23 protein-coding genes are annotated in these 24,622 nt (G+C 66.3%); 12 read left to right on the top strand and 11 right to left on the bottom strand.

From position 1 onward, the window contains the following. Positions 1–291 precede the first annotated feature (291 nt). A complete protein-coding gene (locus tag BO226_RS22405; protein ID WP_006550998.1) occupies positions 292–1,224 on the top strand; it encodes an AurF N-oxygenase family protein in 933 nt (310 codons plus the stop codon). A gap of 106 nt (positions 1,225–1,330) precedes the next feature. On the opposite strand, the gene BO226_RS22400 is transcribed toward BO226_RS22405, so the two are convergent. Then, positions 1,331–2,170, bottom strand: coding sequence for an IclR family transcriptional regulator (locus tag BO226_RS22400; protein WP_041803465.1), 840 nt, complete (start codon positions 2,168–2,170; stop codon positions 1,331–1,333). A 377-nt stretch (positions 2,171–2,547) separates the two neighbouring features. Between BO226_RS22400 and BO226_RS22395 the strand changes: the two genes are divergently transcribed. Next, positions 2,548–3,861, top strand: coding sequence for a bifunctional o-acetylhomoserine/o-acetylserine sulfhydrylase (locus BO226_RS22395; protein ID WP_006551000.1), 1,314 nt, complete (start codon positions 2,548–2,550; stop codon positions 3,859–3,861). Positions 3,862–3,932: 71 nt separating this feature from the next. Here BO226_RS22395 and BO226_RS22390 read toward each other — a convergent pair whose 3' ends face one another. The 5 genes from BO226_RS22390 to BO226_RS22370 form a co-directional block, all read right to left on the bottom strand. Further along, the gene (locus BO226_RS22390; RefSeq protein WP_019290778.1) at positions 3,933–4,298 is read right to left on the bottom strand and encodes a hypothetical protein; all 366 of its coding nucleotides are present in this window, start codon (positions 4,296–4,298) and stop codon (positions 3,933–3,935) included. Continuing rightward, positions 4,295–4,999 (bottom strand): ABC transporter ATP-binding protein, encoded by a 705-nt coding sequence (locus tag BO226_RS22385; protein WP_071936107.1) that lies wholly within the window; start codon positions 4,997–4,999, stop codon positions 4,295–4,297. The genes BO226_RS22390 and BO226_RS22385 overlap by 4 nt, the downstream gene beginning before the upstream one ends. Continuing rightward, positions 4,996–5,739 carry an ABC transporter ATP-binding protein gene (locus tag BO226_RS22380; RefSeq protein WP_071936106.1) on the bottom strand — a complete coding sequence of 248 codons (744 nt, stop codon included), beginning with the start codon at positions 5,737–5,739 and terminating at the stop codon, positions 4,996–4,998. The genes BO226_RS22385 and BO226_RS22380 overlap by 4 nt, the downstream gene beginning before the upstream one ends. Continuing rightward, positions 5,732–8,002 (bottom strand): ABC transporter permease, encoded by a 2,271-nt coding sequence (locus BO226_RS22375; RefSeq protein WP_071936105.1) that lies wholly within the window; start codon positions 8,000–8,002, stop codon positions 5,732–5,734. The genes BO226_RS22380 and BO226_RS22375 overlap by 8 nt, the downstream gene beginning before the upstream one ends. 65 nt (positions 8,003–8,067) lie before the next feature. Next, the gene (locus BO226_RS22370; RefSeq protein WP_198040677.1) at positions 8,068–9,462 is read right to left on the bottom strand and encodes an ABC transporter substrate-binding protein; all 1,395 of its coding nucleotides are present in this window, start codon (positions 9,460–9,462) and stop codon (positions 8,068–8,070) included. A 304-nt stretch (positions 9,463–9,766) separates the two neighbouring features. On the opposite strand from BO226_RS22370, the gene BO226_RS22365 reads away from it, so the two are divergent. Continuing rightward, complete coding sequence (locus tag BO226_RS22365) at positions 9,767–11,404, top strand: class I adenylate-forming enzyme family protein (RefSeq protein ID WP_198040676.1); 1,638 nt, start codon at positions 9,767–9,769, stop codon at positions 11,402–11,404. 16 nt (positions 11,405–11,420) lie between these two features. Here BO226_RS22365 and BO226_RS22360 read toward each other — a convergent pair whose 3' ends face one another. Beyond that, the gene (locus BO226_RS22360; protein ID WP_071936103.1) at positions 11,421–12,299 is read right to left on the bottom strand and encodes an amidohydrolase family protein; all 879 of its coding nucleotides are present in this window, start codon (positions 12,297–12,299) and stop codon (positions 11,421–11,423) included. A gap of 191 nt (positions 12,300–12,490) precedes the next feature. Here BO226_RS22360 and BO226_RS22355 point away from each other — a divergent pair, with 191 nt between their 5' ends. The 4 genes from BO226_RS22355 (at position 12,491) to BO226_RS22340 (ending at position 16,295) form a co-directional block, all read left to right on the top strand. Then, a complete protein-coding gene (locus tag BO226_RS22355) occupies positions 12,491–13,474 on the top strand; it encodes an ABC transporter substrate-binding protein (protein WP_071936102.1) in 984 nt (327 codons plus the stop codon). 100 nt (positions 13,475–13,574) lie between these two features. Further along, positions 13,575–14,543, top strand: a complete 969-nt coding sequence (locus BO226_RS22350) for an ABC transporter permease (protein ID WP_071936101.1) — start codon at positions 13,575–13,577, stop codon at positions 14,541–14,543. Then, positions 14,530–15,540 (top strand): iron chelate uptake ABC transporter family permease subunit, encoded by a 1,011-nt coding sequence (locus tag BO226_RS22345; RefSeq protein ID WP_231912080.1) that lies wholly within the window; start codon positions 14,530–14,532, stop codon positions 15,538–15,540. Before BO226_RS22350 ends, BO226_RS22345 begins: the two co-directional genes overlap by 14 nt. Next, positions 15,537–16,295, top strand: a complete 759-nt coding sequence (locus tag BO226_RS22340; RefSeq protein WP_071936100.1) for an iron ABC transporter ATP-binding protein — start codon at positions 15,537–15,539, stop codon at positions 16,293–16,295. Before BO226_RS22345 ends, BO226_RS22340 begins: the two co-directional genes overlap by 4 nt. A gap of 12 nt (positions 16,296–16,307) precedes the next feature. Here the strand turns inward: BO226_RS22340 and BO226_RS22335 are convergent, their stop codons facing one another. Further along, positions 16,308–16,826 carry a ribonuclease H family protein gene (locus tag BO226_RS22335; RefSeq protein WP_033098456.1) on the bottom strand — a complete coding sequence of 173 codons (519 nt, stop codon included), beginning with the start codon at positions 16,824–16,826 and terminating at the stop codon, positions 16,308–16,310. Between the two features lie 125 nt (positions 16,827–16,951). Here BO226_RS22335 and BO226_RS22330 point away from each other — a divergent pair, with 125 nt between their 5' ends. From BO226_RS22330 to BO226_RS22310, 5 genes are all read left to right on the top strand, one after another. Then, positions 16,952–17,914, top strand: coding sequence for a DNA-3-methyladenine glycosylase family protein (locus BO226_RS22330; RefSeq protein ID WP_006551013.1), 963 nt, complete (start codon positions 16,952–16,954; stop codon positions 17,912–17,914). A gap of 43 nt (positions 17,915–17,957) precedes the next feature. Continuing rightward, a complete protein-coding gene (locus BO226_RS22325; RefSeq protein WP_019290768.1) occupies positions 17,958–18,437 on the top strand; it encodes a MarR family winged helix-turn-helix transcriptional regulator in 480 nt (159 codons plus the stop codon). 111 nt (positions 18,438–18,548) lie between these two features. Continuing rightward, a complete protein-coding gene (locus tag BO226_RS22320) occupies positions 18,549–19,010 on the top strand; it encodes an acyl-CoA thioesterase (RefSeq protein WP_197481883.1) in 462 nt (153 codons plus the stop codon). 475 nt (positions 19,011–19,485) lie between these two features. Further along, complete coding sequence (locus BO226_RS22315) at positions 19,486–20,085, top strand: class I SAM-dependent methyltransferase (RefSeq protein WP_083543755.1); 600 nt, start codon at positions 19,486–19,488, stop codon at positions 20,083–20,085. 75 nt (positions 20,086–20,160) lie between these two features. Further along, a complete protein-coding gene (locus BO226_RS22310) occupies positions 20,161–21,000 on the top strand; it encodes an alpha/beta fold hydrolase (RefSeq protein WP_071936099.1) in 840 nt (279 codons plus the stop codon). Between the two features lie 30 nt (positions 21,001–21,030). Here the strand turns inward: BO226_RS22310 and BO226_RS22305 are convergent, their stop codons facing one another. From BO226_RS22305 to BO226_RS22295, 3 genes are read right to left on the bottom strand one after another with little or no spacing between them, the layout of a single operon-like run. Beyond that, on the bottom strand, positions 21,031–22,182 hold the full coding sequence (locus BO226_RS22305) for an acyl-CoA dehydrogenase family protein (protein WP_006551018.1): 1,152 nt from the start codon (positions 22,180–22,182) through the stop codon (positions 21,031–21,033). A 40-nt stretch (positions 22,183–22,222) separates the two neighbouring features. After that, positions 22,223–23,740 carry an acyl-CoA synthetase gene (locus BO226_RS22300; protein WP_071936098.1) on the bottom strand — a complete coding sequence of 506 codons (1,518 nt, stop codon included), beginning with the start codon at positions 23,738–23,740 and terminating at the stop codon, positions 22,223–22,225. A 57-nt stretch (positions 23,741–23,797) separates the two neighbouring features. Then, complete coding sequence (locus BO226_RS22295; RefSeq protein WP_006551020.1) at positions 23,798–24,613, bottom strand: enoyl-CoA hydratase; 816 nt, start codon at positions 24,611–24,613, stop codon at positions 23,798–23,800. Between the last annotated feature and the right edge of the window lie 9 nt (positions 24,614–24,622).

The following is a 24,622-nucleotide window of genomic DNA, read 5'->3' as shown; positions in this document are numbered from 1 at the left end:
CCCGATACTCCCTCATACAGGTCGCCGAGCATGCGGGTCCGCAGGGCGAGCAACTCGCCGAACTCGCACAGAACGCCTTCCTCGACGGCTTGCAGCAGGCGTCGTGGGCAGTTGCCGCGATCTTGCTGGTCGGAGCGTTGATCTCCGCCTTCTGGCCACCCCGGCGCTCGTAACCCTCCCCTCTCTTTTCTTTCTCGATGCCCGCGACGCAGGTCGCGGGCATTGTGCTGTGCGCGTGATCACGCTAACCTGGATAACAGTTACTAGTCGTCACACTAAAAAGGTGGAGGCATGACCGCATCGCTCACCCGCGAGACCAGCAAGGGCTTCATCCCCGGCGTCGCACTGTCCGATCGCGAAGAAACCGCCGGACGACTGCTCGCCTCGTCCGCACGTAAGTCGTACGACCCGGTCGTCGAGGTGGACTGGGAAGCCCCCGTCCCCGACGACAAGTTCGGAATGACCCCCGAATGGAGCACGCTCTACGGCACCGCACTGTGGGACGAGCTCACCGACGAACAGCGCATCGAGCTGACCAAGCATGAGGCCGCGAGCGTTTCGAGCGTCGGCCTGTGGTTCGAGATCCTGCTCATGCAGATGCTCCTGCGCGACGTCTACGACCGCGACAAGCATTCGCGTCACGTCCAGTTCGCCCTCACCGAGGTCGCCGACGAGTGCCGCCACTCGGTGATGTTCGCGCGCGCCGGCGAACGGCTGAACATGCCGGGCTACGGTCCGGCCCGCTACATCCACCAGCTCGGTCGCCTGTGGGGCCATTTCTTCAAGGGCGCCAACGCCTATGCATCGGTCATGGCTGCCGAGGAGATCCTCGACATGATGCAGCGCGACTTCATGCGCGACGAGCGGGTGCAGCCCGTCACCCGCGCGGTGTCGAAGATCCACGTCCTCGAGGAAGCGCGCCACATCCGCTTCGCCCGCGAGGAGGTCGCACGCCGACTCGCCGGTGCGAGCCGCACGCGACTCGCGTTCGAGCGGTTCAACACCGCGCTCGTGGTGTTCTTCGTCGTCAAGAGCATGATCCACCCCGACGTTTACGCCAATGCGGGCCTCGATCGCGAGCGCGCTCTGCAAGAGGCGAAGGGCAACAAGCACTATCACGATCGCGTGCGCAAGTCCGGCGCGAAGCTGATGACCTTCCTCGACAACGTCGGCCTCATCGGCGGACCGTCGAAGATCCTCTACAAGAAGGTCCACCTGCTCTGACACGGCCTACGGCCATACAACGAACTGTGCGCAGTTCTCGTCGATCTCCTCGAGGGATTTCCGACGAGAACTGCGCACAGTCCTTCGTGGCGAAAGCCGAAAGGCGTCAGCCCACCTTCTCGGTGGCTTGCAGGCTGTCGTCGCGCTCCTGCTCCGGGAACAGCGTGCGCGTGATCTTTCGAGCGGTATCGGCGACGATCGGCGCCACCCACTCCAGGCGGGTCGAACGCGCGTCTGCTGCCAGCGACAGGGCGGCGACCGGGCCGTCGACGCCGCGGAGCGCGACGCCCACGCATCCGATGCCCCGCGCAGCTTCCTCACGCTCGAACGCGACGCCACGACGCTTGCGAATGCGGTTGAGCTCCTGGTGCAGTGCGACGTGATCGCGGATGGTGCGCTCGGTGCACGGCACGAGAGTCTTGCCGTACAGCGCGTCGATGCGTTCGGGCTCGAGCCACGCGAGGATGGACTTGCCGGCCGCGGTGGCGTAGGCGGGGAACCGACCGCCCACCCGTGACGGCACGCTCGACGCGAACTGTCCACCAACTTTGTCGAGGTAGAGCACCTCGTTGCCCTCGAGGACCGTCAAGTGGACGACGGCGCCGGTCTGCATCGCCAGGTCGTGGAGATGCGGCGCAGCGGCCTCCCGGATGCGGCGGTGGCCCGTGTCGCTGCCACCGAGACCGAGGGCACGCGGGCCGAGGCAGTAGCCGAAGGATGCGTGCTCGATCCAGTCGCGACGCACGAGGTGATCGAGGATGCGGTGCACCGTCGAACGGGGCAACCCGGAGCGACAGGTGACCTCTTCGAGAGTGAGTGCGCCGCGGCTGTCGAAGGCCTCCAGGATGAGGGTCATCCGATCGACCATCGATGGTGGAAGTTCTCGTTTCGACGAGGTTCCGACGGGCTCGAGCGCGGAGTCGACGGCGGTCAACTGCACCTCCATAAGTCCTGGCCACGACCCTGCGCGCCTCATGAAACTGGAATCTGTTCCAGAACGTTAGCAGTAACAGAGGTCACACCGGAAGGGGTACACACAGACTGTAGGTACTCCGGAGTCAGTTTCCTGGCGAGAGCGAATTCCTATGAGTCTGGTCGGAATCGTGCGGACAGGTTATTGTCGGGACCGTGAGCAAGACGTACGAGCGCGCGAGCCGGTCGCCGCACCGTCGTGCCCAACTCTCGTGTATCCGCGGGTGCCTGGCCCGCTGACCGCCGCACCCGTTCCTGCCCCCTCCACACCGCCGTACGGTCATGTCGTGTGCGAGGCCCGAAGGTCAGCATGTCGACGATCAGAACACATCCCGAATCCGGAGCAGAGCCATGAGCGACACCACCCCTGAAGCAACCGATCCCAGCGCGAACTGGAGCTTCGAGACCAAGCAGATCCACGTGGGACAGCCCGCCGGCGGCGACACGAAGGCCCGGGCCCTGCCCATCTACCAGACCACCAGCTACACCTTCGACAACACCGATCACGCCGCGGCGCTGTTCGGTCTCGCCGAACCGGGCAACATCTACACCCGCATCATGAACCCGACGCAGGACGCGGTCGAGCAACGCATCGCTGCCCTCGAAGGTGGCGTCGCCGCCCTCCTCCTCGCGTCCGGACAGGCCGCCGAGACCTTCGCGATCCTCAACCTGGCGCAGGCCGGCGATCACATCGTGTCGAGCCCGTATCTCTACGGCGGCACGTACAACCTGTTCCACTACACGCTGCCCAAGCTCGGCATCGAGGTCACCTTCGTCCAGGATCCCGACAACCTCGACCAGTGGCGCGAGGCCGTCCGCGACAACACCCGCGCGTTCTTCGGCGAGACGATCGCCAACCCGAAGAACCACATCCTCGACCTGCCCGGCATCTCGGGTGTCGCCCACGAGAACGGGCTACCGCTGATCGTCGACAACACGGTCGCCACCCCCTACCTGCTCCGCCCGCTCGAGCACGGTGCCGACATCGTCGTGCACTCGGCCACCAAGTACCTCGGCGGCCACGGCACGGCCATCGCCGGTGTCATCGTCGACGGCGGCACGTTCGACTGGACGCAGGGCCGCCACGTCGGTTTCACGACCCCCGACCCGAGCTACCACGGTGTCGTCTTCGCCGACCTCGGCGCTCCGGCCTACGCACTCAAGGCGCGCGTGCAACTGCTGCGCGACATGGGGGCGGCGGTCTCCCCGTTCAACGCCTTCCTCATCTCGCAGGGCATCGAGACGCTGAGTCTGCGCATCGAGCGGCACGTGGAGAACGCACAGAAGGTCGCCGAGTTCCTCGAGGGACGCCCGGAGGTCACCTCCGTCGCCTACGCCGGCCTGAAGTCCTCGCCGTGGTACGACCGCGCCCAGCAGCTCACCCCGCGCGGCGCCGGTGCGATCGTGGTGTTCGAGCTCTCCGGCGGCATCGACGCCGGCAAGCGCTTCGTCAACGCGCTGACCCTGCACAGCCACGTCGCGAACATCGGCGACGTCCGTTCGCTGGTCATCCACCCCGCGTCGACCACCCACTCGCAGCTCACCGGCGAGGAGCAGATCGCCGCGGGTGTCACCCCGGGTCTCGTGCGACTCGCCGTGGGCATCGAGAACATCGACGACATCCTTGCCGACATCACCACCGGTCTCGAGGCTGCCGGCAGCTGATTCCGGCACATCGACAACGGCGACGGCCCATCCCTCGGGGTGGGCCGTCGCCGCGTTCGGCGTATGTGCGCTCAGTCGTTGCGTGCGAGCGCCTGCGCGATCCGCTCGGCCTGCGTGCTGCTCTCGAGCAACTGCCTGACCAGCCACAGACGCAGGACACGAGTGACCGCGGCGGCGAGATGGACCGCCACACCGATCAGAGTGACAGCCACGAAGCCGAGAGCGAGCAACTGGTAGGACAGCAGGTCACGGGTATCGGAGAGGGTCAGCGACGCAATGTAGACGACGAAGATCGCGATGGCGCCGATCACCATCAGGGCCAGGCCGACGATGCGGGCCTTTCCTCCCGAATCCGGACGGGGAGCGTCGAGACCCAGCGCTGCAACGTCCTTCTTGAACTGTTCACGTCGCTCGTCGGCGAGTGCGGTCATGGTCATCCTCCTAGATAGGTGGTGGAAAGTTCTTCTTCGATCTCCGCCGGATCGCCCGTGCGCACCACCCGGCCCTGCAACATCAGCGCGGCACTGGTGGCGATCGGGAGCACCGCTCGCGCGAACTGTTCGGCTACGAGAATCGACACCCCCTCGGCGGCGAGTTCGCCGACGATGTCGTAGATCCGGGAGACGATGCGCGGTGCCAGGCCCATCGACAGTTCGTCGAGCAACAGCACCGTGGGATGGGTACCGAGCGCCCGCGACAGCGCAAGCATCTGCTGTTCGCCGCCGGACATCGAACCGGCCAGCTGCGATCGGCGCTCACCGAGAACGGGGAATCGCGTGTACGCCACCTCTTCGAGGTCTGCGAGAGGAACACCGGTGCCGGTTCCGATCCACAGGTTCTCGCGGACGGTGAGGTTGGGGAAGATGCCGCGTCCCTCGGGAATCGAGCACACCCCCAGACGTGCGAATTCCGCTGCGGACACACCGTTGACGACGCGGCCGGCCAGCCGGAACTCACCCGACGAGACCGGATGGATACCCGAGCACACACGCAGGGTCGTCGTCTTACCTCCGCCGTTGGGCCCGAGCAGGGCGACCACCGCGCCCGGTTCGAGTACGAGATCCACGCTGTGCAGCACCTCGATCGCACTGTATCCGGCCCGGACACCCGACAGTTCGAGCAACGGTTCGACGCTCATACCGCTTCCTCCTCGGTGCCGATGTAGGCGTTGATCACTGCCGGATCGTTCTTGATCTCGTCCGGGACGCCACTGGCCAGCACCGCGCCGTAGTCGAGCACGTGGATCCGGGAGCAGATCTTCATCACGAGCGGAATGTCGTGCTCGACGAGGCAGATCGCGAGACCCGAATCGGCCAGATCGCGGAGCAGGGCAGCGAACGCCTCCGTTTCCTGTTCCGTCTGCCCGGAGGCGGGTTCGTCGAGCAGCAGTACCCGCGGCGAGGTCATCAACGCGCGGGCGACCTCCACGACGCGGGCGCGTCCGGTGGGCACATCCGAGACGTCGGTGCTCGCGATATCGGCCAGGCCGGTCAGCTCGAGGAGCCGGTCGACTTCCTCGTCCAGATCGATCTTGTTGCGTCCGTTGGCATTGTGGATGTCCCCGGCCACTCGGAGGTTGTCGCGCACGGACAGCGACACGAACAACTCGAGACGCTGGAACGTGCGGGCCATACCCATGCGGGCCCGCTTGTAGGGCGGTAGCGGCGTGATGTCACGACCATCGAGGAAGACCTTGCCTACCGTCGGCCGTTGCAGGCCGGTGATCGTGTTGAACAGGGTCGTCTTCCCGGCGCCGTTGGGTCCGATCAGGCCCGTCACCGTTCCCGGTTCGATTCCGAGGCTCACGTCCTTGACCGCGACGTGTCCGCCGAATCGGACTGTGATTCCGCGTGTTTCCAGAATAGGTATCTCAGCCATGAGGAATCAGTTCCTTCTCCGACCCGGTGGCACGTGCGGCCAGAAGTTCGTCGATGCCGAGTTCACGGTCGATCTCGTTCCGTGCCTGCTCGTTGTAGGGCTCGTCGATTCCGATCCGTTCGGGAACCAGCGGCGCGCGACGTTGCGCTTCCTCTGCGCCGAGCACAGCTTCGGGCATCAGCCACTGTCCCACGACCGGAAGCATGAACACCGTCGCGATGGTGATCGAAGCGAACCACCAGTTGTCGAGCACGCCGACGAGCGCGAGCAGGTAGGACACGAGCACCACCGCGGCACCCCCGACCAGCACGGGCTTCGCGTTCTTCAGGTGACGGTAGCCCTCCACCATCTGGTGGACGCTGCCGCTCGGGTTGGCCGCGACGCCGATACCGATGAGCGCGGGGCTCACTGCGGCGACGTGACCGAGGAAGGTCCACATTCCGGCCAGTTCCGGCTGTCCCGCAGCGAGATCGGAGAACGAAACCATGATGACGGCGAAGCCGATACCCGACATCAGACCACCGAACAGCGCACCGGAGACGTAACCGATACCGGCCACGACGGTGAGCATCAGCAGCGACAAGCTCACCATGATCGAGAAGCTTTCGTTCGACACCGAGCCCATCGCACTCGACATGAACAGCCCGCCCAGTCCGGCGATGCCCGCCGACAGGGTGAAGACCCCGAGCTTCAGACGCACCAGGCTCTGGCCGAGCATCGCCGCCGCGGCGGGGCTGTCCTTCATCGCTGCGAGCCGGCGGCCGTAGCCGCTGTTGCGCAGGGCGATGAGCCCCACGCCGAGAACGGCGAAGATCACCGTCACCGTCATGAGGAAGGCCGTCTCGTTCCGCAGGTCGAGTGGGCCGACCTTCAACGGCGGGATCGCGATGTTGCCGTCGGTGAACAGCGAGAACCTGATGCCGAACAGCTCGTGCTGGGTGGTGTCGCGCAGCACCATGTTCGACAGGAACACACCGAACGCCATCGTGGCCAGGGCGAGATAGAGGCCGCGCAACCGCAGGGCCGGAAGCGCGATGAGCCCGCCGATCACGGCCGTGACGGCGACGCCGAGCGCCACGCCCCACAGGTTCAGGTGGGCAGCCAGTCCGCTCCCGGAGATACCGAAGTGGAACGCCACGATCGTCGCGATGGCACCGAAAGATACCGGCGCGAGGTTCATCTCGCCCGCGTATCCGGTCAGCAGGGTCAGCGACAACGCGATGATCGCGAAGGCCATGCCGATCGTGAGGGTCGTGACCGCCGACGTCACCATGAGCAGGCGGATGGCATAGACGATGACGACGAGCGCGACCGCCCAGGCGATCGCCTTGCGCACCGACGGCACGTGGTAGCGCTCCCGGGTACGGGTGACGGCACCGCGCAACCGATCCTGCGGCAGTACGACGAGAACCACGAACAGCGCGATCATCGGCAGGGACACCCGCAGATTCGACGTCCACGTCCACGCGGTCGGGAAGTAGGCGAGCACGTATGTGGCTGCCAGGCCGAGGAACAGCGCACCGGCGAAGGTGCGCGGAATGCTGCGCAGCCGGCCGAACATCGCCGCCGCGAACGCGTCGATGACGAGCAGGGTCAGCATGTTCGCTTCGAGGGTGCCACCGTTGATCGGTGTCACGAGGACACCTGCCAGCACCGCGAGGGTCGAACCCATCATCCAGGACAGCGCGGCGAGCCGGTCGGGGTCGTGCCCGTTCAGGCGCAGCAGATCGGGATCGTCGACCACACCTCGCATCGCCACTCCGACGCGGGTGCGCAAGAACATGATTCGCAGTCCCACGGCGATGAGCACCGCGGCGGCGAGACAGATCAGTTCGTGGTAGCGAATGGTGACGCCGAAGAGGTCGATCCTTGCCTGGTCGCCGAAGAACATCGTCATGGTGCGTGCGGTCTCCGGATGCCAGAACCAGTGCGACACCGAGACCATGCCGAGCAGGATCGACACGGTGACGACGATTTTGGTGACCTCGGCGGTGTCACGCATGCCGCGCATGATCACGACGTAGAGCAACAGGCCCGTCATCGGGCCGAGGACGCCGAGGACGAGAAGCAACGCGACGGGTGTGGGCAGCCCCCAGCCGTAGCGCAGTTGCCAGTAGGCGAACGCACCGAGCATCGCCTGTGCGCCGTGCGCGAAGTTGAAGATGCCGGACGTGTTGTAGGTGAGAACGAGGCCCGATGCAGCGATCGCGTAAACCGATCCGAGCACCAACCCCACGATCGTGAAGGTCAGAAAGGTGTCCATACGAGTACCTCTGGTCGGGGTGCCGGCGAGTGCGTGTCATGCCTCGCCGGCACCGGGCGCTCGGATCAGACGGTCGGTCTGATGATGTTCGGGTTCAGGTATTTCGTCGCGACGCGGTCGGGTCCGAGTTCGGTGCCCCACGTGCTCGGATCGGTTGCGACGCGGTAGCGGTCGTCGCACTTGAAGGTGCCGGCCTCCGTGGGGAACGCCTGGGTGTATTCGGCGCCGCTGAGCCTCACGACAAGCCCGCAGGTTGCCGGCATGTTGTTCCCGGGATCGGTGACGGCGTGCAGCCCGCCTCCGTCCCACTCGTCGATTCGGGACAGTTCGTCGATGACGCACTGACGGGACAGGTCCGATCCGCAGGCGTCCGCAGCGGTCGCCCACAACAGGAACGAAGAGGTGGCCTGCATGCCGAGCAGCGCGGTCTTGCCGTCCTGCTCGGTGACCAGCTCGACGTACTTCTTCACGGCCGGTACGGCATCAGCGTTCTCGATCATCTGGAAGGTCATGCCGGCGTGGAGGTTGTCGAGCAGACCGCTCTCCCCGTTCCACACCTGGGCGGCGTTGCCGTACCAGGTGGCCTCACCGAGCAGGATCGGGTCGATGCCGGCCTGGTCGAGTGCCTTCACGAAGTTGAACTCGGCCGGCACCGGAGAACGGGACGTCCACAGGCCCTTGACGCCGCACTGCTTGAACTTCTCGGCGAAGGGCGCGTAACTCGACTCGCCCTCGTAGTTGAGCGTGACACCGCAGTTCTTCAGCGTGAAGCCGGCGGCCTCGGCGATGGACCGGATCTTGGTGCTCGCCGAGATGATCGTGGGCATCGTGCTGTCGATGACGTCGAACTCGCCGACCAGGTCCGGGTACATCTCGGCGATCTGGAACCACTGCGAGCCGTTCGCGTAGTCGACCGGGAACGGGACGCCCTGGTAGGTCATCGGGCCGTTGGCCGCGTCGGGGGACACGGTGAAGGCGGGGACAGCGGCGAGATTGCACGCGACCCGAGTCTGCTCGGACGTCTGGTCCATGGCGAAGCCGTGACCGACCATCATGAACTCGCTCGCACACGCGTTCTGCATCACGGCGTTGGCCTGCGTCATCGCAGCGTCGTAGTGGGTACCGACGATCGTGCGACCGTTGATGCCACCCTGGGCATTGCACCAGTCGATCATCGCGGAGACGGCGTCACCGATCTCCTTGTTGAGTCCGGGACTTTTCGAGTAGCCCCGGTCGTCGCCGTATCCGATGCGGATCTCGGTATCCGACACTCCCTGGTCGGTGCTTCCTGCCGCATCCCCCGGCCCGCACGGAGACGCGAGGGTTCCGAACGATTCCTCGGCCGTGGGGGCCGCCGCTGCGGCGGCTGCCGCCGGAGCGAGGGCGCCCGCCGACGGGTCGGCGCCGCGGTCCGACGCACAAGCGGACGTCGCCACTACGACGGCGAACAGACCCGCCATCGATTTCGAGGCAGCGCTGAGTTTCACGACGATGGACTCCTTGGTCTCGGTCTGGGCTGAAGCGCAATTCCGGGGTGCCGGACGGTAGGCCGGGTGTCGCGAAGGTAGCCACCCCACAGAGTGAGACCTGGGCCACTCTCACTGACCGGGACAAATTTGTGACAGCGAACACAGAGCCTAGGGTTCGATGTACTACGTCACCCGAAACAGTTCTCCGATCCCCCTGTGTACGCCCTGCTGCGCGACGAAACCGTGCGGGACCGAGAAAGGCGAATCCTTGACAGCACAAGCAGATCTGCAGCAGATGTTGCAGATGGTCGTTTCCCAGCTCACCGGCCCCGGTGGCCGATTCGAAATCGTCGAAGAGGACGTGCGCGGCAACCGGATGCAGGTCATGCGCAACCGCGACCGCCGCATCGGCGACCTCGTCGCCGCGTCCCGGCAATGGGGCGACCGCGACTACCTCGTGACGGCCGATCGCCGCCTCTCGTTCAGCGCGCACGCCGACGCCGTCGCCGCCCTGGCGACCGTCCTGCGCGACGAGCACGGCGTGAAGAAGGGCGACCGCGTCGCGCTTCTCGCGGCCAACTCTCCCGAATGGATCATCACCTTCTGGGCCGCTCAGTGCCTGGGTGCAATTGCGGTGGGCCTGAACTCCTGGTGGACGCCGCCCGAGATCGCGTACGGCGTGAACCTGGTGCGGCCCAAGGTGATCGTCGCCGACGCCAAACGCGCCGCGTTGCTGGCGAGAGCGGGGGTCTCCGGGTTCGATCTGCTCACCACCGAGCAGGACGTGCCCCGGATCGTGGCCGCGGCGTCCGGCGCCGAACTGCCGTCGGCGGACGTGGAAGAGGACGATCCCGCGGTCATCCTGTTCACGAGCGGTACCAGTGGGCGTCCCAAGGGGGCACTGCACTCCCACCGCAACGTGCTCGCCGTCGTCGACTATCACCGATACTCCGACGCGCTGGTTGCCGCGATGCAGCAGCGCCCCTATGACGACTCGGTGCCCAACGACAACCGGTATCTCCTGACCTCACCGTTGTTCCACATCGCGAGCCTGCACAACCTTGCGGTGCCGCGACTCGCAACGGGAAGCGCCGCTGTCATGACGGAAGGCGGGTTCGACGTCGACAAGGTCTTCACGCTCATCGAGCGCGAGAGGGTGACCAACTGGGGTGCGGTGCCGACGATGGCTTCGCGCATGCTCGAGCACGAGAACACCGACAAGTACGACCTCGGCTCGCTCACTGCGTTCGCGCTGGCTTCTGCTCCGTCCTCCCCCGAGTTCAAGCAACGCCTGCAGGCGAAGTTCCCCTTCGCGCGACAGGCTCTGGTGGACAGCTATGGGCTGACCGAGTGCAGCACCGCGATCGCCATGGCGACGGCCCCGGAAATCGAGGCCTTCCCCGGAACCCTCGGCTCCCCCATCATCACGGTGAGCATGGAGATCCGCGATCCGTTCGGCGAACGGGTGCCCGACGGCACCGAGGGTGAGATCTGCGTCCGCAGTCCCTACGTAATGCTCGGCTACTGGGAGGATCCGGCCGCAACGGACGCGGCCATCACCCCGGAGGGATGGTTGCGTACCGGCGACTACGGCGCGATCGAGAACGGACGTCTGCGGCTCACGGGCCGACGGTCCGATCTCATCCTGCGCGGCGGCGAGAACGTCTATCCCACGGAGATCGAACAGTGCCTCGACGAGCACCCCGGCGTCGTCGAGAGCGCCGTGATCGGCGTGGACCACGAGGATCTGGGACAGGAGATCGCCGCCGTCGTCGTGCTGCGACCCGGCAGCACGATCACCGAGGACGAGTTGCGAGCCTTCTGCGCCGAGCGACTGGCCTACTACAAGGTCCCTACCGTCTGGCGGATCACGCAGGATCTGCTCCCCCGCAACGCGACCGGCAAGATCGTCCGACGCTCGATCACCGTCTGACCGGCGAACCCGTCGATCACTCGCCGAGCCCGAACAGCGACGTGGCGTTGTCGCGGCACACCGCGCGGATCCACTCGCTGTCGGGCGCGACGCGCTCGAGCACCTCGAGCTGGTGCAGATAGTCGTACGGAATGTTCGGAAAATCCGTGCCGAGCAGGATCTTCCGACACAGCGCGTCGAGACGCGGCAGCTGATCCCTCGGGAAGGGTGTGTCCTCCTCGACGAAATCGGTGAACGCCATCGTCGTGTCGAGATACACCCGCTCGTACTGTTCCGCGAGGTCGAGGAACTCGCGGTACTCGGGCAGACCCATGTGCGCGACGATCACCGTCAGCTGCGGGTACCGGCGCATGAGTTCCTGCATCGGAGCCGGACCGGTGTACGTGCCGGGCGCCGGGCCCGACCCGCAGTGCACGACGATGGGCACGCCCGAGTCCTCGAGCAGGCCCCACACGTCGTCGAGGAGCGGATCGAGCGGCGAGTAATCGCCGACCTGGATGTGGGATTTGAACACGCGCGCGCCCGCCTCGATCGCCGACGCGACGTACTCCTTCGCCTCGGCCTCCGGGTAGAAGGTGGCGGTGTGGAGACAGTCGGGGGTCCGGGCCGCGAAGTCGGCCGCCCACGAGTTGAGCCACGCCGCCATCTCCGGCTTGTGCGGGTACAGCATGGCGGTGAACCGGCGTACCCCGAAGTCGCGGAGACGCGCGACGCGTTCCTCCTCGTCGTGCCGGTAGGTGATCGGCCAGGGCCGTCCGACGAGCGGACCTGCGGAGTCGAAGTACGCCCAGACCTTGTCCATGACCTGGCGGGGCATGAAGTGCGTGTGGACGTCGATCAGGTGATCGAGACCGTGGGTGCTCCGAAAGCGTGCGACCGACTCGACTTCGTTCATGCCGCGACCCTATCCGGCGACCCTCAGCAGGGGTGACGTGAGTAGTTGATATTCGCTCCGGGAGATCGTTGTCACATACCCCCAGCAGGACAAAGGTTTGCCTTACCAATACTATGTGAAACTTGAATTACCGATCCGCGAGCGTCTTGGCACATGTCAGCACGCCGTCCGACCCTTCCTCGGAGTCACCCGTGAAACTGAATCTCAAGCGCCTGCTCCTCGCACCGGCCCTCGCCGGGGCGCTCGTCCTGACCGCCTGCGGTGACAGCGATATCGACAGCGCCGACGCCGAGAACGGCGCGACCGTCACCATCGAGACCAACAACGGTGAGATGGAAGTTCCTACGGACCCCGAGCGTGTGGTGGCCCTCGACAACAAGTCGTTCGAGATGCTGCGCGATTGGGGCATCACGCCCGTCGCCCTGCCGAAGACCCTCCTCCCCAACACGGGCTTCGACGAGTGGCGTGAGGACGACTCCATCCTCGATGTCGGCACGCACCGCGAGCCGAAGCTCGAACTGGTCAGCGAGGCCGAGCCGGATCTGATCATCGGTGGTTCGCGCTTCACCGAGTTCACCGGAGAACTGTCGAAGATCGCGCCGGTCGTCGACGTCTCCGCGCTGGACGATTCCGAGGGCGGCTACATCCAGGGACTGAAGGATCAGGCCCTCGCGCTCGGGCAGATCTTCGAGAAGGAAGCCGAGGCCGAGGAGATCGTCGCCGAGCTCGAGGCTGCCACCGAAGCTGCCCAGGACGCCACGAACGGTGAGAGCGTCTTCCTCGCGGTCGTCGCGGGCGGCAAGATCGACAACGGTGCAGGCCGTATCGGTCGCCTCCTCGATGGCGTGAACCTGAAGGACGTCTTCGCCGGCGACGCCGGTGATGTCCACGGCGATTCCGGTCTCGCTCCCGAGACCATCGCGCAGGCGAACCCCGACTGGATGATCGTCCTGGACCGCGACTCCGCCACCGCCGTGCCGGGCGAGGAAGCCCCGCAGCCGGCCGCCGCGGTGATCGACGCGCAGGAAGCGTTCGCCAACACCACCTTCGCCACGAAGGACCAGATCATCTACCTGGACGGCGACTTCTACAAGCGTGAGGGCATCGAGTCCTACACCGAAGCGTTCCAGCAGATCGCCGACGCGTTCGAAGCTGCGAACCAGTCGGCACAGTAAGTCCCTGTTGTTCGACGCTCCACAGCAGCCTGCCCCGACCCGAATCACGGGCCGGGGCAGGCTGCGTGTGTGAGCGCACCTTCTCCGGATCCGAGCCCCCATGACGAAGAACAAAGTGCTGCTGCCGGTGATCTCGGTGGTCGTTCTGGCACTGACCGTGGCGTCCCTGATGGTCGGCGGCTACGACATCACCCTCGAATCGCTGACCCACGACCCGGCGGCCCGCGAGATGTTCTTCATCTCCCGCGTGCCGCGAACCCTCGCCCTGATCTTCGCGGCCGTCGCGATGAGCATCTCGGGCGTGATCATGCAGTTGATCACCCAGAACAAGTTCGTCGAACCGACCACCGCGGGCACCGCGCAGTGGGCCGGTCTCGGCCTGCTGGCCACATTGATCGTCGTTCCCGACGCGTCGCCGATGGTCAAGATGGTGATCTCGGTGATCTTCGCGTTCGCGGGAACGATGGTGTTCATCGTCGTCCTGCGCCGGATCGCGCTGAAGTCGTCGATCATCGTGCCGCTCGTCGGCATCATGCTCGGTGCCGTGGTCGGCTCGATCACCACTTTCCTCGCCGGCAACTTCGACCTGCTGCAGTCGATGTCGGCGTGGCGTTCGGGTGGCTTCAGCAGCGTGGTTCGCGGCTTCTACGAACCGCTGTGGGCGGTGCTCGCCGTCGCCGTCCTCGCCTATCTCCTCGCCGACCGGTTCACCATCGCCGGTCTCGGTAGAGACCTCGCCACCAACGTGGGGCTGAAGTACGAGCAGGTCGTCTTCCTCGGCGTCATGCTCGTCGCGATCGCCACCGGCGTCACTACCGTGGTGGTGGGCTTCATCCCGTTCCTCGGCCTGATCGTCCCGAATCTCGTGTCGATGATGCTCGGCGACGACATGCACAAGAACCTGCCCTGGGTCGCCGTCATCGGCGCCGGACTACTTCTCGCGTGCGATCTCGTCGGCCGCACGATCGTCGCCCCCATGGAGATTCCCGCGTCCGTCGTCCTCGGCGTCGTCGGCGCCGTCGTCTTCATCACTCTCGTTCTGAGGCAGCGTCGTCATGTCAGTGCTTGATTCCGTACGCGCCCGGGCCGTCCCGACCGGCAAGGGTGAGCGCCGTCGCCTGTCGCCGGGAGTGCGCCTGGCCATCGTCGCCGCGATCGCCGCCGTAGCGGTCGCCTGCTATCTGTTCCTGTTCATCCGCGGCTCGTTCGACTTCACCTTCCCTCGCCGGCTCACCGTCCTGGGAGCCATGGTGGTCGCGGCGTTCGCGCACGGCATGGGGACCGTCGTGTTCCACACGGTCACCGACAACCGCATCCTCACGCCGTCCATCATCGGGTTCGATTCCCTGTACACGCTGATGCAGACGCTGACGGTCTTCCTCTTCGGAGCCACCGCGATCGCGACCTCCGAAGGCATCCCGAAGCTCGTCCTCCAGACCGGGCTCATGGTGGCACTGGCGACGCTGCTCTATCGCTGGTTGTTCTCCGGCCGTTTCGGCAGCCTGTTCCTGATGCTGCTCGTCGGCGTCGTACTCGGAATGGCGTTCGACAGTCTCTCGACGTTCATCCAGCGGGTGCTCTCCCCCACCGAGTACGACATGCTCTCGGTCGAGCTGATGGGTCGCCTGTCGTCCGTACCCGGCGACTATCTGCCCCTCGCGTTCGGCATCTGCATCGTCGTGGGGGTGATCCTGTGGCGCCGTCGCCACCGTCTCGATGCGCTGCTGCTCGGCCGCGACACCGCAACCAACATCGGTGTCGCCTACAAGCGCGAGTTGACGCTGATGCTCGTCCTCATCGCGCTGCTCGTGGCGTTCGCGACCGCCTTGGCCGGGCCCATGACCTTCTTCGGCTTCCTCGTCGCCACCCTCGCCTACCAGATCGCCGGTTCGTACAAGCACCAGTACGTCATGCCCATGGCGTTCCTGCTCGGCGTGATCACCCTCGCCTTCGGCCAGTTCTTCATGCAGCACATCTTCTACGCGGGCGGGTTCCTGACGGTGATCATCGAGTTCGTCGGCGGCATCCTGTTCCTGTTCATGCTCCTGAGAAAGGGAACGCTGTGATCGAGTTCCACGACGTCTCGATGTCGTACCAGGACAAGCGGGTCCTCGGACCCGTCTCCGGCACGATCCGCGAGGGCGGCATCACCTCCCTGATCGGACCGAACGGTGCCGGCAAGTCGACGCTCATGACGATCATCGGCCGACTGCTGCAACCCACCAGCGGCACCATCACCGTGGGCGGACTCGACGTGCATTCCACGAAGACCCGGGAGCTGGCCAAGCATCTGTCGATCCTGCGGCAGGAGAACCACATCACCGCGCGCCTGACGGTCCGCGAACTGGTCGGCTTCGGTCGATTCCCGCACTGCCAGGGCAGACTCACCGCGGAAGACGTGCGGCACGTCGACGAGGCGATGGAATTCCTCAACCTCACCGACCTCGCAGACCGCTTCCTCGACCAGCTCTCCGGCGGTCAGCGGCAGCGCACCTTCGTGGCGATGGTGCTGGCACAGGACACCAAGTACGTGCTGCTCGACGAGCCGCTCAACAACCTCGACATGAAGCACGCCGTGCTGATGATGCGTCAGCTGCGGCGGGCAGCGGACGAACTGGGCAAGACGATCGTGCTCGTCATCCACGACGTGAACATCGCCGCCGCGTACTCCGATCACATCATCGCGTTGCGCGACGGCCTGATCGTCACCAGCGGCACGTCCGACGAGATCATGCGGGACGAGATCCTCACCGACGTGTTCGATACCCCCGTGACCGTCCACGCGATCAACGGGCAACCCACCGCGGTCTACGCGCGCTGAGCGGAACTTCGCTCAGAACAAGGTCAATTCGGCGTCGTCGGCGCACTTCGGCGGCTTGTGCGCGACCACGGGCGTGCTCGGCACCTCGATCGGTCCGGGCTGCGCCGCGATCTCGCGGGCGGCCTGGCCGGCGAGCGTGTCGGCCATCTCGTTGAAGTGGTTGCCGACGTGGCCGCGCACCCAGCGGAACCGCACCGGACCGGTGCGGTCGGTGAGCTCGCGGTCGATGGCGCGCACGAGTTCGAGGTTCTTCACCGGCGCGCCGGTGGCCGTCTTCCAACCCTTGCGCTTCCATCCGGGCAGCCATTCGGAGGCGCACTTGATCGCGTACTGCGAATCGGATTCGATGATCATCGGCTCGGCGCCGGGATGCGCGCGCAGTGCCTCGAGCACCGCCCGGAGCTCGGCGATCTGATTCGTGCCCGAACGCTCACCGCCCGACGCGCTGGGCCCCTCGTGATTGACCCACGCCCACCCGATGGCGCCACCGGGATTGCGAAGGCAGGATCCGTCGGTGCTCACGATGATCATGCGCCCGACCATAGCCGCACCCTCCGACACCACGAAAGTCGGCTCGAGCGCACAGAGTCGCGAAAGTCGGCTCCAGCGCACAGAGTCGCGAAAGTCGGCTCCAGCGCACAGAGTACGGTAGGACGGTGACCGTGTCCGACGAGCGAGGCCGTCGCATCGCGAGCGTGGCGGACGAAGCACCCCTCGACACCCGCGTGCGCGTGCCGTGGCCGGTCGACGTGGTGCGCACCCTGCGCCCGCTGCAGCGCGGGCCGTGGGATCCGTGTCATCGCGTCGTCGCCGGCGCCGTCTGGCGTACCTCCCGGATGAACACCGGTGCCGTGACGTACCGACTCACCCAGGACGGTCCGCACGGCGCGCGGTGTCTGGCGTGGGGTCCGGGCGCATCCGAGTTGGTCGATCGGCTTCCGGCGCTGCTCGGCGCCGACGACGACCCGTCCGGCTTCGTACCCGAGCATCCCCTGCTCGTCGAGGCGCACCGACGCATGCCTGCCCTGCGCATCACCCGCACGGGCCGGGTGCTCGAATCCCTGGTGCCGGCCATCCTGGAACAGCGGGTGCACGGGGTGGCGGCGTTCGCGTCCTGGCGTCGTCTCGTCACGTGGTTCGGCGATCCGGCGCCCGGTCCGGCCCCGGAGGGCATGCGCGTGCCGCCCTCCGCGGCGACCTGGCGGACCGTGCCGTCCTGGGAGTTCCATCGGGCGAACGTCGACCCCGGCCGCGCACGCACTGTGGTGCGGTGCGCGCAGGTCGCCGACTCTCTCGAGCGCCTCGTGCATGAACCGGCCGCCGACGCCCGACGGAAGTTGCGGGTCGTGCCGGGGGTGGGCGTGTGGACGGCCGCGGAGGTCGCCCAGCGCGCGTTCGGCGACACCGATGCGCTCTCCGTCGGCGACTACCACCTCGCGAAGGTCGTCGGATGGGCGCTGCTCGGTAAGCCCCTCGACGATCCCGGCATGATCGAATACCTCGAACCCCTGCGCCCGCAACGCTATCGGGCGGTTCGACTGATCGTGGAGTCCGGTGGGTACGCGCAGGTTCCGAAACGCGGCCCTCGCACCCCCATCACCGACCACCGTCGGCGGTGACGGGGTCTCGATCCACAGGGCTCGTAATCGTAGACTCGGTCACATGTCCGCCACCCACGACGCGGCCGGCCCCGATCGGCTCGGACACCTCCCGAGCTATCTGATGACCCTGGCGGCGCGACACGTGCATCGCGTCGTGTTCGACCGCCTCGATTCCGCCGATGCCCGAGGTCACCACTACCGGATCCTGGCCGCCCTCGAGGTACACGGTCCGTCCAGTCAGATCGACCTCGCCCGTCGCTGCGGACTCGATCGCAGCGACGTCGCCGCCGCCGTCGACGCACTCGTCGATCGGCGTTTCGTCGAACGAGCACCCGACCCGACCGATCGGCGACGCAACATCATCACCCTCCCCCAGCGCGGGCGCCGGCGACTGTTCGATCTCGACCGGATGCTCACCGCGGCGCAGGACGAGGCGTTCGCTCCCCTCGACGCGGCCGAACGCGCACAGCTCACCGCCATGCTGACCAGGATTGTCGAGTATCACACCAGGCCTGCGCCGATTTCCGCGCAGCAGTCGTAGGCTTGTAGAGGTGCATCCGGCGTAGATCCCGCCGTGAGCACCATCTACGAAAGGACCATCGGCGTGCAGGCCAAACCTTGCCGAGAATCGCGAGTCGTCAAAACCAGCAGGGTGTTTCCCAACGACGTCAACGACCACAACACGTTGTTCGGCGGGAAGCTGATGAGCGACATCGACATGACCGCGTCGATCTCGGCGACCCGTCACAGTCGTGCCTCGGTCGTGACGGCGTCGACCGATTCCGTGGCCTTCCTCGAACCCGTCCGTCCGTCCGATTCGGTGTGCCTCGAGTCGTTCGTGACGTGGACCGGACGTAGCTCGATGGAGGTCTTCGTCAAGGTCACCGCCGAAGATCTGCGCAGCGGGGAGCGGCGCATCGCCGCCACCGCCTTCCTCACCTTCGTCGCCGTCGACGACGGCGGTCGAACCATGCAGGTCCCACCGGTGCTGCCCGAATCCGACGAGGAACGCAAGCTGAACGAGTCCGGTGACGAGCGGGCGGAGCACCGCCGCATGCACCGCGCGCAGAGTCAGGAGATGGCGAAGTATCTCACCACGAGCCGGCCGTGGTAGGTGCCTTCACCCGGTGAAGGTCCGTCAACGGCCCGTCGCGAAGGCCGGCGAGCAGCCTCGTGAGGTAGATCGGGCAGTGGGACACTGCGCGGACGACATTCGCAGCATCCTCGGGTGGTACGGCGTCGAGTCGCCGGCTCGCGTTCCGGAGGATCGGTCGTTGGAGCCGTGCCCAGGCCCGCTCACCGAGCACCCGCGCCGCTGCCGCCGACGGAAACTGCGCAATGAACGACAAGCCGATACGGAACTCCCTCCATGACAAACGTTTCCGACCGCGACTCGGACTGACAGCAGCCGGCGAACGTGCACGGCCATGGCGTTCGAGTTCGAACCCGACCTGTCCACGGAGGGAGTTCCCGACGATGTGGCAGGTGCCCCAGCCCGATGCGTCGAGTTCACGCTCGATACCGTCGGCGATTCCGCGGACCCGACCTCATGCACCCTGACACGTTCCCGACGACGAGAAAGGAGCATCGTGACCGAGTATTGGAATCACAACACGGCCTTCCACTCGGAGTTGCTCGCAGCGGTTCCGCACCGTGACAGCAGCGTCCTCGATATCGGCTGCGGCGACGGACTTCTCCTTCGGAAACTCGCCACGGCAGCGGCATCGGTCACCGGCATCGATTCGGATCACTCGGCTGTCGCCCGAGCGCGCGCACGCCTTGCCGACACCCCCGACGCGCACCTCGTCGAGGGAGATGTCCTCACCTCGTCGGAACTCGATGATCGGCGCTTCGACCTGATCACGTGCGTCGCCACCCTCCATCACATGCCGCTGATCATCGCGCTCGAACGCATGCGAGAACTTCTGGCCCCGGGAGGGAGCCTGCGCATCGTGGGGCTGTCTGCCAACAAGACCGTGATCGATCGGCTCGTCGCCGGGGCCCTTGTTCTTCCCGTTCGCGTAGCGAGCACCATCCACCGCGAATCCGGCTACCCCGGCATGACGACCGAACAACCCCGCGAGTCACTCGCCGATATCCGTCGCGCGGCCGCGATGGTGCTGCCCGGAAGCCGTATCCATCGACGCTTCTACTATCGCTACACGCTGGACTGGACCAAGCCCCTCTGAGGGAATCGGTGAAATCCCGGTGATCGGCGTCGAACTGTGGAAGTATCTCGACGACTCGACGCGAAGGGGGATCGCGTGTTCGACATCGAGCTTTCGGCAGGAACGATCGAGTACGAGGACACCGGTGGCGACGGACCGGTTCTCGTGTTCATCCACGGTCTACTGATGGACGGAACCGCGTGGCGAAACGTCGTGGAACAACTCTGCGGCACCTACCGCTGCATCGCGCCGACCTGGCCTCTCGGCTCGCACCGCATACCGATGCGCCCGGAGGCAGACCTCACCCTCGTCGGCATGGGCCATCTCATCGGGGAGTTCCTCGACGCTCTCGACCTGCGTGACGTCACGCTGATCCAGAACGATTGGGGCGGCGCCCAGGCCTTCTTCGCCGTGTCGAATCCCGAACGGGTCTCGCGACTCGTGCTCGCCGCGTGCGAGGCATTCGACAACTACCCTCCCGGCCCGGTGAAACGACTCCTGCCGCTGGTCAAGCTTCCGGGTGGGGTACGCCTGCTCATGGCGGTGCTCGGCACGAAGTTCGGCCGGCGTGGCCCCGGCACCTGGGGATGGATGAGCAAACGTCCGGTACCCGGACCCGTCATGGACGCCTGGTTCCGCCCGGCCACCGTCGACCGGAACATCCGGCGTGATCTGGCCAAGTACGCACTCTCGGCCCCGCCCAAGCAACAGCTGCTCGAGATCGCTGCGAAAGCGGCGCAATTCTCCGGGCCGGTGCTGGTCGTGTGGGCCACCGAGGACCGCATGATGCCGCGCGATCACGGGCGACGCCTCGCCGAGGTCTTCCCCGACGCGCGGCTGGTCGAAATCGACGACAGCTACACCCTGCTGGCCGAAGACCAGCCCGAGAAGCTCACGGCGGCGATCGAAGAGTTCTTGACCGCCACAGCCCGCTGAGACGTCCCGCATCCGGATACGACTCGGCGGTTACAGCGCCCGCGCGATGATCTGCTTCATGACCTCGTTCGCGCCGGCGTAGATCCGCTGGACGCGCGCGTCCTCGTACATCCGCGCGATGAGGTATTCGCGCATGTAGCCGTAGCCGCCGTGCAGCTGCACGCACCGGTCGATGACCTCGCACTGCTTGTCGGTCAGCCAGTACTTGACCATCGCGGCATCGGACGGATCGAGTTGGCCCTTCAGGTGCTGCTCGATGCAGTGGTCGAGGAAGATGCGGCAGGTGCGGGCGATGGTTTGGCACTCGGCGAGTTCGAAGGCCGTGTTCTGGAACTCGAACAGGCTGTGCCCGAACGCCTGTCGCGCCTTGGTGTAGCGGACGGTCTCCTCGACGGCCCGGTCCATCGCACCGGCGGCCTGCGCGCCGATGATCAGACGTTCCTGCACGAGCTGCGCCATGAGCTGACCGAAGCCGAGACCTTCGGATTCGCCGAGCAGGTTCGTCACGGGCACGCGCACGTCGACGAACGACAGCTCGGAGGTGTCGGCGGCGTGCTGGCCGACCTTGTCGAGCACACGGCCCACCGAGAAGCCCGGGGCGTCACGGAGATCCACGATGAGCAGCGACACACCCTTGGCGCCTGCCTTCGGGTCGGTTTTGACGGCGAGGACGATGACGTCGGCCGAAGAACCGTTGGTGATGAAGGTCTTCGAGCCGTTGACGACGTAGTGGTCGCCGTCGCGCACCGCGGTGGTCTTGATCGCTTTGAGGTCCGAACCCGCGCCGGGTTCGGTCATGCCGATGGCACCGAGGATCTCGCCGGTGGCCATGCCCGGCAGCCACGTCTTCTTCTGCTCCTCGTTGCCGTATTCGAGGATGTAGTGCGCGACGATGCCGCTGTGCACGGAGTTGCCGAACGCGAGATCGCCGGAGTAGCCCTGCGCGTCGAACACCGCGAGGTCGTGCGCGAAGGTACCGCCGCCACCCCCGTATTCCTCGGGGATCGAGCAGCACAGCAGACCGAGTTTGCCGGCCTCGAGCCACACCTCACGATCGATACGACGCTGCGAATCCCACTTCTCGGCCTTGCCCATGACCTCGCGATCGAAGAACTCGCGCGCGAGATCGTAGACGGCAGAGACCTCGTCGTCGTACCAGGAGGCGACGTGCTTCTTCGGCATCGGGTTCGGATTTCCTTTTCGCAGTGTTCGGTCGGAGTGGTCAGGATCCGCGCAGTTCGCGCTTGAGGAGCTTGCCGCTCTGGTTACGCGGCAGGACGTCGGCGAAGCGAACGGCCTTGGGCACCTTGAACGGTGCGAGGCGCTGCTTGACGTGGTCGATCAAGGTGGGCTCGTCGAGCTCGTGACCGTCCTTGAGGACGACCACCGCGGTCACCGCTTCGATCCATTTCTCGTCCGGAGTACCGATCACCGCGACCTCCGCGACGGCCGAATGCGTGTAGATCGCGTCCTCGACCTCACGTGAGGCGACGAGGATGCCGCCGGTGTTGATGACGTCCTTGATGCGATCGACGACGGTGATGAAGCCTTCGGCGTCGCGGGTGACGAGGTCGCCGGAGTGGAACCAGCCGTCGCGAAAGGCCTCCTCGGTCGCGGTGGGGTTCTCCCAGTAGCCGAGGCACAGTTGCGGTGAGCGGTACAGGATCTCACCGGGTTCACCGTCGGGGACGTCGTTGCCGTCGGCGTCGACGACGCGGGTCTCGACGAACAGCACGGCCCGGCCGCACGAGGCGGGACGCGCGTCGTGTTCCTCGGGGCGGAGGACGGTGGCGAGCGGACCGATCTCGGATTGGCCGAAACAGTTGTAGAAGCCGAGCTCCGGGTAGCGGCCGCGGAGTCGCTCGAGGACGGTGACGGGCATGATCGACGCTCCGTACTGCGCCTTGCGCAGCGACGACAGGTCGCGCTCGTCGAGGTCGGGATGGTTGGTCAGCGGCACCCACACCGTCGGGGCGAGGAACAGCGATCCGATGCGCTCCTCCTCCACCAGCCGCAGGATCTCGGCGACGTCGGGTGCGGGCAGCAGCCGCACGGTCGCACCGACCGCGAAGTACGGGATGAGGAAGACGTGCATCGCCGCGGAGTGGTAGAGCGGCATGCACACGAGCGGGTCGTCGCCGGCCGACAGGTCGAGCGCCTCGATCGACGACATGTATTCGAAGGTGAGCGCCTGGTGGGTCATCATGGCGCCCTTGGGCTTCGACGTCGTGCCCGAGGTGTAGAGGAGCTGGACGAGGTCGGTGTCGGCCACGGCGACGTCGAGCGCCGGCACGTCGCCGGTCTGCGCGACCGTCACCAGGGAGTCGTCGGCGTCGCGGAGCGGGACGACGGTCTCGGCCGGCACGTCGGCCAGGACGGCGTCGAGATTGTCGCGCAACACGGGGTCGACGAGCACGGCTTTCGCGCCCGACTGACCGAGCAGGTACGACAGTTCCTCGCCGCGCAGTGCGTAGTTGATCGGCACGTGCACCAGGCCGGCGCGGGCAGCGGCGAGATATCCGATCGCGTAGCCGTCGGAGTTGGTGCCGTAGGCGGCCACGCGGTCGCCCTTGGACAGGCCCAACGAGAGCAGGTGCGCAGCGGCACGGGTGACGGCGTCGTCGAGTTCCCGGTAGGTGAACTGCCGGTCGCCGAAGCGGAGTGCGACGCGGGCGGGATAGCGCGCGGCGGTGCGGTGGAGGATGCCGTCGACGGTGCTCTGACGCGGGTCGGGGGTCATGCAGTGGACTTTATAGGACGTCCAACCAACTAGTCCAGACCTAGCGATCGCTCGGGATCAGCGGTCCTTCCAGACCGGTGCCCGCTTCTCGAGGAAGGCCGTCATCCCCTCCTGCGCGTCGTCGATCATCGCGTTCGACGCCATCGTCTCCGCCATTGCGGCATAGGCCGTCTCTTGCGGCAGATCGATCTGCCGGTAGAACGCCTCCTTGCCGATCCGCATCGTCTCGGGGGACGACGTGGCGATCTTCAGGGCGAGCTCGGTGGTCGCGGTCTCCAGCGTCTCCGGTTCGACGACGTAGTTCACCAGGCCCCAGTCGGCGGCGGTCTGCGCGTCGATGGTGTCGCCGGTCAGCAGCATCTGCAGCGCCCGCTTGCGGCCGATCGCGCGGCTGACCGCGACCATCGGCGTCGAGCAGAACAACCCGATCCGCACACCCGGGGTACCGAAGCGGGCGTCGCCGGCAGCGACGGCGAGATCGCACGCAGCGACGAGCTGGCATCCCGCCGCGAGCGCCGTGCCCTGCACCGATGCGATCACCGGTTGAGGGATCGACTGCACGGTCCGCATCATCTCGTTGCACGTCTCGAAGATCGCGCGTTCCTCGTCGAGCGTGCGTCCGATCATCTGCCGCAGGTCGTGCCCGGCCGAGAACACCGGGCCTTCCGCGCGGACCACGATCACCTTCGTGTCGGCCGCGAGCGCCGTCAGACCGGCGATGACCTCGCGCATCGTCTCCACCGACAGCGGGTTGCGCTGCTCCGGGCGGTCGAGGGTGAGCACCCCGATACCGCTGGCCTCGTCGACAGCGATGAGCACGGGCGGGGGCAGGGTGTCGACGGCGTCGGGGCCGTCCGCAGAGCGATCCGTCACGTTCCCTTT

It is taken from the genome of Rhodococcus sp. 2G, from assembly GCF_001886355.1.
GTDB classification, from domain to species: Bacteria; Actinomycetota; Actinomycetes; order Mycobacteriales; family Mycobacteriaceae; genus Rhodococcus; species Rhodococcus pyridinivorans.
The sequence above is the reverse complement of the archived record's forward strand: the minus strand, read 5'-3'. Positions and strand labels throughout refer to the sequence as shown.